Annotated in this window: 4 protein-coding genes and 1 pseudogene; all 5 read right to left on the bottom strand. The window is 72.3% G+C overall.

Going from position 1 to position 8,757, the window contains the following annotated elements; translation table 11 throughout:
• Nucleotides 1-1,877 (bottom strand): annotated as a pseudogene (locus ACWEN0_RS45900) (hypothetical protein); the annotation flags it as partial.
• A gap of 121 nt (nucleotides 1,878-1,998) precedes the next feature.
• Nucleotides 1,999-2,985 (bottom strand): C40 family peptidase, encoded by a 987-nt coding sequence (locus ACWEN0_RS45895; RefSeq protein ID WP_451987840.1) that lies wholly within the window; start codon nucleotides 2,983-2,985, stop codon nucleotides 1,999-2,001.
• Nucleotides 2,986-3,002: 17 nt separating this feature from the next.
• Nucleotides 3,003-3,602 carry a hypothetical protein gene (locus tag ACWEN0_RS45890; RefSeq protein WP_451987760.1) on the bottom strand — a complete coding sequence of 200 codons (600 nt, stop codon included), beginning with the start codon at nucleotides 3,600-3,602 and terminating at the stop codon, nucleotides 3,003-3,005.
• 3 nt (nucleotides 3,603-3,605) lie between these two features.
• Nucleotides 3,606-5,690: a magnesium transporter gene (locus ACWEN0_RS45885; protein WP_451987758.1), complete on the bottom strand. Its 2,085-nt coding sequence runs from the start codon at nucleotides 5,688-5,690 to the stop codon at nucleotides 3,606-3,608.
• A gap of 85 nt (nucleotides 5,691-5,775) precedes the next feature.
• Nucleotides 5,776-8,754 (bottom strand): ATP-binding protein, encoded by a 2,979-nt coding sequence (locus ACWEN0_RS45880; RefSeq protein WP_451987756.1) that lies wholly within the window; start codon nucleotides 8,752-8,754, stop codon nucleotides 5,776-5,778.
• Nucleotides 8,755-8,757 lie beyond the last annotated feature (3 nt).

The following is an 8,757-nucleotide window of genomic DNA, read 5'->3' as shown; positions in this document are numbered from 1 at the left end:
GCGACAACCGGTGGCTGCTGCGCAGCAGCTGGCGGCAGGTGCGCCGCTTCCTGCGCCACGGCAGCCTCCTGCTGCGAGGCAGTCGGAGGCTGCTGTACCGGAGCCTGGGCTTGCTGCGCAGCAGCTGGCGGCTGCTGCGGCGACGTCGGGGCTTGCTGCGCAGCAGCCGGCGGCTGCTGCGTCGCAGCCGGTGGTTGGTGCTCCTCGGCGGGCGTTTGGAGCGCAGCTGGTAGCCGAGGCTCCGCCGCCGGTTGGTGTTGCGCAGCGGGCGCCTGCGGTGCACCAGCCGGTTGCTGAACCGCGTCCGACGGCTGCGACCCGCCGGGCCCCTGCTGCGAGATCGGCGCCTGGGACACCTCAGCCCCCGGCTCCTGGTGCCCGGTGGGCGCCTGACCTGCAGCCAGCGACTCATCAGCGGCCTGCGTCTCGTGCGACGCAACCGTCGCTTCCTGGTGCTCCACGGGCGGCTGCACCGCAGCCAGCGACTCAGGACCGGCAGCCGATGGCTCGGGCGACGAACCTGGCGACGGTTGGTGTCCGGTCGCCTCCTGCGGTTCAGCCGCCGAGGATTCATGGGCGGGAACCTCGTGCGAGTCACGCGGCGGCTGCTCCTGCGACTCGGCGGCCGCGGGTGATTCTTCGGCGGCAGCAGGAACCTCGCGCGGCTCAGCCGACTGCTCCCGCGCCCCGGCAGCCCGCGACTCCTCGGCGGCGACCGACGGCTCCTGCACCGCAGGCGGTTGCTCGCCCGCAGCAGGGGGTTGCTCCTGCGTTTCGGCCAGCTTGGCCAGTGATTCCTGGGCGGCAGCCGGCAGCTGGTCCGATCCGGTCGCCCGGGCCGCGGCCGGTGACTCAGCCGCAGCAGGGGCTTGCTCCTGCGACTGGTGCTGAACGGCGGCCGCCTCAGGCTGCCGGGCCACCGGCTGTGCCGGTGCGGCCTCCGACACATCCGGCGTGCCGATCCGCGGAGCGGCAGGCGTTTGCGACACCTCGGACCGCGCCCCGGCAGGCTGCGGCTCGGTGGACGGTCCCGCCTGGAAGTCGGGCGGGATCGGATGGATCGGCCCGTTGCCAGCCACCTCAGACCGGGCTGCCTCCCGCGGCCCGGGCTCCGTGACGGCGCTTTCGGCCCTTGGCTCCGGGGCTGCGTGGCGGGCCTGCTGAGGCGCCCTGACCGGGCCCGGCAAGTCCGCTCCCGACCGATCACCCGGCGGAGACGCTCCATGCCGCCCCCAGGCCGACGCAGCAGGCGCGTCCTCAGTCCACGTAGCACTCAATCCCGGCGACGGCGCGGGAGGCGCGGGAGGCGGCTGAGGCACCGTCCGCCAGACGGGTGCCGGGCCGATGTTCATCGGGGCCGGGGCCGCGCCGGGCGGGGCTCCCGGTGGGGGTGGCGTCGGGCGCGCCGCCGGTTTGGGGATCGGGTCCAGGCAGGACACCAGGACCGAGGTGTTCTCCGGGTCCTCGACCTTGCGGCCGCTTCGCTCGCGGTAGACCATCTCGCCGTCGGCGTCCATCTCCACCAGGTAGCCCGCCTCTGCGAGCTGCTCCTCGTCGAGGTCCGACAACATCTCGTACCGCGAGGGCACCACCCGGTAGATCGGCCAGGCCAGCGCCGCGTGCTCCGCGTGGAACTGGGCCAGCAGCGCCGCCATCTGGTGCTGCCACGGCAGCGACATGCCCTCCGCCAGCGAGCGTGGCAGCACGACGTACCCCGGGTCGACGCCCGGGTAGCCCTGGCTCAGCTGGTCGGCCAGCGGGGTGCTCGACGCGGGACGTGCCGACTGCCGGGGCGGCTGGGGCGCGCCGAACAGCGTCGCCGGGTCCTGGGGCGAGCCCTGGCCGGGCTTGCCGCGCTTGCCGAATTTCCGTCCCACGTGCTCATCCTCTGCCAGTACGCGGCCACCTGCTCGTGGAAGCGCCGCGACGTCGGGTGAATCGGTTCCGCTGTCGGCCGAATCCGCCGGGCCTGGTCCTGTCAAGGGCCCTCAACCCATGCTAAACGCCGGGACGGACGGCCTGGGGCACCACTTCGGCCTCGTCGAACGAGAACGGCCGGGTGTGCACCGGGACGCCGGTCTGCTGCGCCTCGACGACCTTGCCGTCGCCCAGGTACATCATCACGTGGTGGATCGTGTCCGGGTTCGACGGATCGGTGGCGAGGAACAGCAGGTCACCGGGCTGCGCCTCGCGCACCGGCAGCAGCGCGCCGGCGTGGTACTGGTCGCGGGACACCCGGGGCAGGATGATCCCCGCCGACTCGTACGCCCGCAGCATCAGCCCGGAACAGTCGTACGAGTTCGGCCCTGTGGCGCCCCACACGTAGGGCTTCCCCTGCTCGCCCAGCGCGAAACTGATCGCCTTCCCGGCCGCCTGGCTCGGCGGCAGCAGCTGGCCCAGCCCGGTCCCGCAGGCGACGACGTCGGCGACCTGGCCGACGTTCTCCACCAGCGTCGCCGCCATCGGCTCCCACTTGTGGTAGCGGTCCGGGAAGCCCGAGCGCTCGACGGCCTGCGCGGCGTCGCCCGGGCGCTTGTTCTCCCAGTCCGGCACCGCGAGCAGCACGTCGTAGAACTTGTTGATCGCGTACTGCGGGTTGGTGACCTCCGCGACCGAGCCCCAGCCCATCGACGGGCGCATCTGGAAGATGCCCTGGGAGTCGCGGTCACCGTAGGTGAGGTTGTGCAGGCCGGACTCGGTCATGCCGGCCTGGATCGCGACCTGCCAGGCGCGCGGGGCCAGGGTCCGCTGCTTGCCGATCGTGATGATCAGCGCGACGATGCCCTTCTGCTCGTCGTCCAGCTTGGACGCGTCGACCGTGCCGCGCTCGCCCTGACCGGGCTGGGTCGGCCCGACCGAGGCGTCGCAGCTCATCAGCGAAACGCCGCGGGCCTGCGCCTGCTGGTTGTCCACGACGACCTTGGCGGCGACGGCGGTGACGACCAGGGCGCCGATCGCGACGAACACGACCAGCCCCAGCCACAGCCCCAGCCGCCGCACGCTCAGCTCGCCTGGTCGTAGTCGGCGACCCGCCAGCCGGCGTTCGTGTTCACGACCGTGATGGCCAGCTTGGGCCCGTCGGTCGGGATCGTCAGCTGCACCGAGCTGGTGTAGGACGTGCCGACCACGGGCTCACCGGTGACCTTCGTCGCCGGGATGTTCGCCGGGTCCACCGAGGACATCACCGGCAGGTATTCCTCGGTGGTGAAGGGTTTCAGCTTCTCCAGCCACTGCGCGGACGTGATGCCCGCCGGGTGGTCGACCCAGGCCGCGGCCCACTCCTTCGCGACGCGGACGGCGTCCCCGTTCGGCGCCGCGGTGGTGGGGGTGGCCAGGGGCGCGGACAGCCGCGTCGGCAGGTTGGACGTCGGCACCGGCGCCGCGACGCCCGGCGGGGTCGCGGTGTAGGACGTCGACGTGCCGGCGGGCGGCGCCGCCTTGGCCTGCGGCTTGCCGACGACCTTGGGCAGCACGATGCCCAGCGCGGTGACGAGGATCGCCAGGAAGACCAGCGTCCCCATCAGGTGCCGGGGCGAGCGCAGCGGCCAGCCCCACAGGCGGCGGTAGACCGCGGCGCGGCCGCGGTTGGTGCGGATCGGCATCGGTCACCGCCCCATCACTTGGTCGGTGTCACGCGGTTCTTCGCGGACTTCGATGCCGCGCGACGGCCGGTACAGTACGAAGACCGGCTTCCCCGCGACGACTTCGGGGTCGACGCGACGCGGCTGGGCGCGCACGCCCGGCGTCCGCGGCACGTCCTGCGGGGTGTGGTCGCTGAAGCCGGATTCGGGCGCCCGCAGGTCGGACGGCACGACGACCGGCTCGGGTTCGTCGTTCCAGCGCCGGTCGGCGACCGGCGAGGTGTCGACGCGACGGCTTTCCTCGCGCGTGACCGGCCGCCCGCCGGCCCCGACGACGACGTAGTCGCCGGGGTCGCCGTTGGCCGGGTTGTACTGGCCGAACACCGGCGAGCCGGGCCGCCCGCCCGCGGGCAGCGCGCCCGCGGACCCGCCACCACCGACGGCACCCGGCCACGGCGCACCGGACCAGGCCGCGGCCGGACGGGCCGCACCCGAGCCGTTGTCGAGCCGCTGCGCGTTGGCGAAGATCGTGGCCTCCGGCCGGAACCGGCCGCCCCCGGCGGTGGCGCCGAGCGGGCCGCGCTGGTCGCCGTCGACGACGTCGTCGGTTTCGCGCATGTGCTGCCAGAACTCGTCCTGCGGCGTCGGGCCGCTCTTGTGGCGCCGGAACCGCGAGAAGATCCCGCCGCCCGGCGACGGCACCGCGGCGCCGACCATGCTGACCGACATCTCGACCATCTGCCACAGCCGCCGCACCGGCCGCCCGACCATGAACAGCAGCACGGTGATCAGTCCGGCGAGGACCATCTGCGTGAGCATGTTCAGCGAGTTGCCGGCGTCGAAGATGGCCTGCAGCAACAGGGCGTGCACCCCGGCGAGCACCGAAAGGACGACCAGGTTGAACGCGACCCCGCCGGCGACCTTGAGCACGCGGCGCAGGATCTCCGGGTGCAGCAGGGCGATGAGCCCGATCAGCGGCGCGGTGAGCGCGAAGAGCCGGATCAGGACCTGGGCGAGCAGAACGCTCGCCTTGGCCAGGAGCTGGAAGAGCGAGTAGACGAGCGCCTGGCCGAGCGAGAGGAAGCCCGCCCCGGTGCGGCCGCCGGCCTCGCCGGTGAAGTAGCCGGTGGCGGGGCCGAGCTTGGTGGAGATGTCCTTGTAGGCGTTCTTCTTGCCGTCGATGACGGACTGGTTGCCGTCGTCGCCGTTCACGAGCTGGTTGCGGGTGAACGCCTGGGCGTCGAGCAGCGGTTTGCCGTACTGCTCGGCCTGCGGCGCCGTCGGGGTGCCGAACTCGCCGCGCAACCAGTTGTTGTAGACGATCTGCGTGTGGAGCTGGGTGGGCAGGATGTCGCGGATGATCCGGTCGCCGCTCTCGTCGACGAAGCCCGCCTGGATGTTCGTGGTGGTCTGGACGATCGCTTTGTCGATCGGGTCGAAGTAGCGCAACATGGCCAGCGAGGACGCGGCCAGCCAGATCCCCGCCAGCGCGTAGAGCGCCCGTTTGCTGACCGCGGCCAGGTCACCCCGCCAGATGTTGCGGAACATCATGATCGACAGGATCAGCGCGACCAGGCCGAACAGCTGGGCGTAGATGTTGTTGTAGACCTTTTCCGCGCCCGACTTCACCGCCGCGTAGATCGGGTTCAGCAGGCCGCCTTCGAGCACCGTGTAGTGCAGCGAGTTGGTGGCACCGACGATGTTCTTGCCCAGGTTGAACAACTGGTTGCCGCCCCAGGTGTCCAAAGTGGACCCGGCTGGCGTCAGGTTCAGCCCCGAGCAGTTGGTCTCGAAGGTGTTCCAGACCATGCCGGCGTAGCTGTAGTCGATGTAGGCACTGTTCGGCTCGCCGTGGCCCTCCGGCGGGTCGATCGCGCCGACCATGCCGGCCCCCGGACGCTCCGGGTTCGGCGCCTCACCGCAGGCGGCCGCGTTCGCCGCGGGCGCCGTGGCGATGGCCTGCAGCCCGAGGACCAGCATGACGGCGAACATCGTCGCCCGGCGGCTCGGCACGCGGCGGGCCCGCGGGCCTTCCTTGATCCGGCGCTTCAGCGCGTGCCATGCGGCGGCCAGCGTCAGCAGCACCGCCAACGTCAGCAGGGTGTTCATGCGGCACCCTCCGCGGTCGCCCGCGGGAGGCGCCGGGCGCGCCTCGGGCAGCCGGGGACGGTGTGGCTACTTCGGACCCGGGCGCTCATGCGGCGTCCCGGCCGGTGCCGCCCTTTCCGCCCGTGCGGGCGTGCTGCTGCCCGCCGTTCCCGTTGCCGTTGCCGTTCGGGGAGACGCCGCCTTCGACCTCGCCCGTCTCGGAGGCCAGGGGGTCCGGTGCGCCCAGGAGGTTCTCGTCCGCCAGGCCGACCTCCAGCTCCGCCGCCAGCTCGAAGTCCTGCTCCAGCTCGATGTCGTCCTCGGGTGGGACCGCGACGTACGGCTTCTTCTCCTCCGCGGGCAGGGCCAGCTCGTTGCCCGGGCGGCGCGGGGGCGATGCCGCGTCCTTCGAGCCCGGGGTCGTGTCCATCACCGAACGCAGGTGGTCCAGGTGCGGGCCCGAGAAGTCGACGCGGATGCGCTCCACGCCGCCCGCGCCGTCGCCGAAGATGAACTGGCGGGGCTCGACGTCGCGCTCCAAGCCGCTGCGCTGGGAGCCCGGGCGGCGGCCCAGCGCCGCCACGACCTGCTCGTAGCCCACGCCCACCGGGACCTTCAACAGCCGCAGGGCGTCGGCCTGGGCGTCGTCGTCGTCCAGGCGGCCCACGAACACCGAGTCCAGCAGGGCCACGAATCCCTGGATCTTCAGGAAGTCCGCCGGGATCTGGGACGACAGCAGCACGCGGACGTTCCACTTCCGCGAGTCACGCGCGAAGCGGTTCATCAGCACGCGCCCGGTCGGGACCTCGGAAAGGAAGAACGCCTCGTCGATCCAGACGCCCTTGCGCAGTTCCTTCGGCTTCTCGTACACCGAGCGCTGGGTCAGCCACGCCGCCAGGTTCAGCATCTCGACGCCGAGGGACTCCGCGTCCGTCCAGTACTCGCGCGGGACGCCGTCCTTCGGCAGGGTCAGCCCGGCCATCGTCAGGACCGTCAGGCGGTCGTCGCGGGTTTCCGAGTACGGGTCCGCATCCGTCTCCGGGATGAGCAGCGCCATCCGCTCGCGCATCTCGTCCAGGAAGTCGGCGACGACGACCGCGTGCTCGTGGTGTTCCGACGAATCCCGCCGGAGCGCGTCGATCACCTGGCCCGGGTCCGCGTCGAAGCGGCCGCCGACCGCGCGGACCGCGCGCAGCAGCACGATCCGGGTCTGGGCCATGCGGGACACCTCGTACGGCAGGACACCCGTGAGGACGTCCAGCACCAGACGTCGCCGCGTCGCGCCCGCCAAGGCCTTCTCGCGGCGCCAGGAGCGCTCGGGGTCGTCCTCGTCCATGAAGTGCTCGATCAACGGCTCGGCGACCACGCGGTAGGGGTTGAGGATCCCCGGCTGGGCGTTGAGCAGGTTGATCGGCCGCGCGTACGGGCGCAGCTCCGGCAGGTCGCACAGCCGCGACAGCGGGCCGGACGGGTCGAGGATCGTCCAGTTCGCCCCGGCGCGGAGTGTCTTGTAGACGATGCCGCCGCCGAGGAACGACTTACCACCACCGAGACCGGCGACCATCGCCGTCAGGCCGGAGCCGTCGCGGATTTCCTGGGCCATCCACGGGTCCCAGGCCACCGGGCGCCGGGTGGCCGTGCACGTCTCGCCGAGCAGGATGCCGCGGCGGTCGCCGACCTCCGCGGTCGCCGTCGGGACGGCCGAGGCGCTCCAGACCACCGAGCCGCGGCGCATGTACGCCGCCGACGCGAGGGGCTCGCCCGGGATGAACTCGCGGGCCATCGCGTACTGGGCTTCGGGGTGCTCGATGGCGATCTTCGGCTTGTACAGGTCCAGCAGCTGCTGGGCCAGGCGCAGCGCGTCGCGCTCGGTCGGGCCGGACACCGCCAGCCGCCACCACGAGCGCACGCGGGTGGCGAGCGCGGTGAAGCCCGACGTCATCTCGTCGTCGATCTCCAGCACGCGCCCGGCCTGCCGGGACAGCGACTGCGGCGGCTCCAGCTCGTGCTCGTCGGTGTAGTGCTTGACCTGCGAACGCACCTTGTTCATCTGGCGCTGCAGCTCGCCGGCCACCTCTTCGGGACGCCGGACGTAGATGCGCGCGGACACCTCGACCGCGGCGGGCAGCCGGTCGGCGTGCTGGATCCACGGGTCGTCGACCTCGGGGATCTGCAGGCCGTGCATCTGGCCGACGGTGAGGATCGCCAGGTGCCGCGAGACGCCGGCGTTCGAGCCGGTGCGGCCGCGGACGGTCACCGTCGGCGCGTACGGCTCGGCGTAGTAGTCGGCGGCGTCGGTGAAGCTGGCCAGGTCCTCCGGCTCCCAGGCCGCGCCCGGCACCGCGGGCATGTTCCGCGGCGCGGGCAGGCCGAGCGAGCACGAGCGGTGCATCAGCCAGGACATCTCCTCGGCGTGCACCGGACGGCCTTCCAGCCCGGCGCTGCCGATGACCTGGTCGAGGTGCTCGACCTCGGAGTCCAATGCGGTCAGCTCGGCGTCGACGGCCTCGGGCAGGATCTTGCGCAGCACCGGCGCGGCCCGCTCGACCGCGCGGTCGACCATCCGCCGCGTCTGCACCTGGACGCCGATGTAGACCTCTTTTTCGGCCATCGAGCGGCCCATGAGCTGCTGCTGCTCGCCGATCAGGTAGTCGTCGAACGACAGGGCGCCCGGGACGTCGTTGGGGCGGCCGTGCGCGTTGTAGACGTGCGCCTCGGCCCACATCCGGATCGGGTACGGCCGGTTCGTCACGCGCAGGTGCAGCCAGCGGCCCTGCAGTTCGGCGTACTGGCCGGCGATGGCCGCGATCAGGTCGCGCCGCTGCGAGTCCGAGCGGAACGACCAGCGCTGCGGCGCCAGCCGGTACCAGGCGTAGACCTCGTAGCCCGTGCGCACGAGGTGCCCGTCGATGCTTCGCACCGCGATCGACGGGGTATACGCGGGGATCGCCTGCTCACCGGTCAGGCGACGGCCCTTGCCGCCCCCCGAGCCGTTCCGCGACGCGCGGACCTGCTCGGGCGGCTGCCACGCGCCCGAGTGTGCGTCCCGACCCCGTTTTCCTCGGCTACCGCCGCGACCGAACAACGA

This window comes from Amycolatopsis sp. NPDC004378 (assembly GCF_053602455.1).
This window is presented reverse-complemented; position numbering and strand designations above follow the sequence as displayed.

What these genes read in the sequence shown, in the direction of transcription:
- ACWEN0_RS45890 (WP_451987760.1), bottom strand. Translation starts at nt 3,602, where the DNA reads ATGCCGATCCGCACCAACCGCGGCCGCGCCGCGGTCTACCGCCGCCTG.
- ACWEN0_RS45885 (WP_451987758.1), bottom strand. Translation starts at nt 5,690, where the DNA reads ATGAACACCCTGCTGACGTTGGCGGTGCTGCTGACGCTGGCCGCCGCA.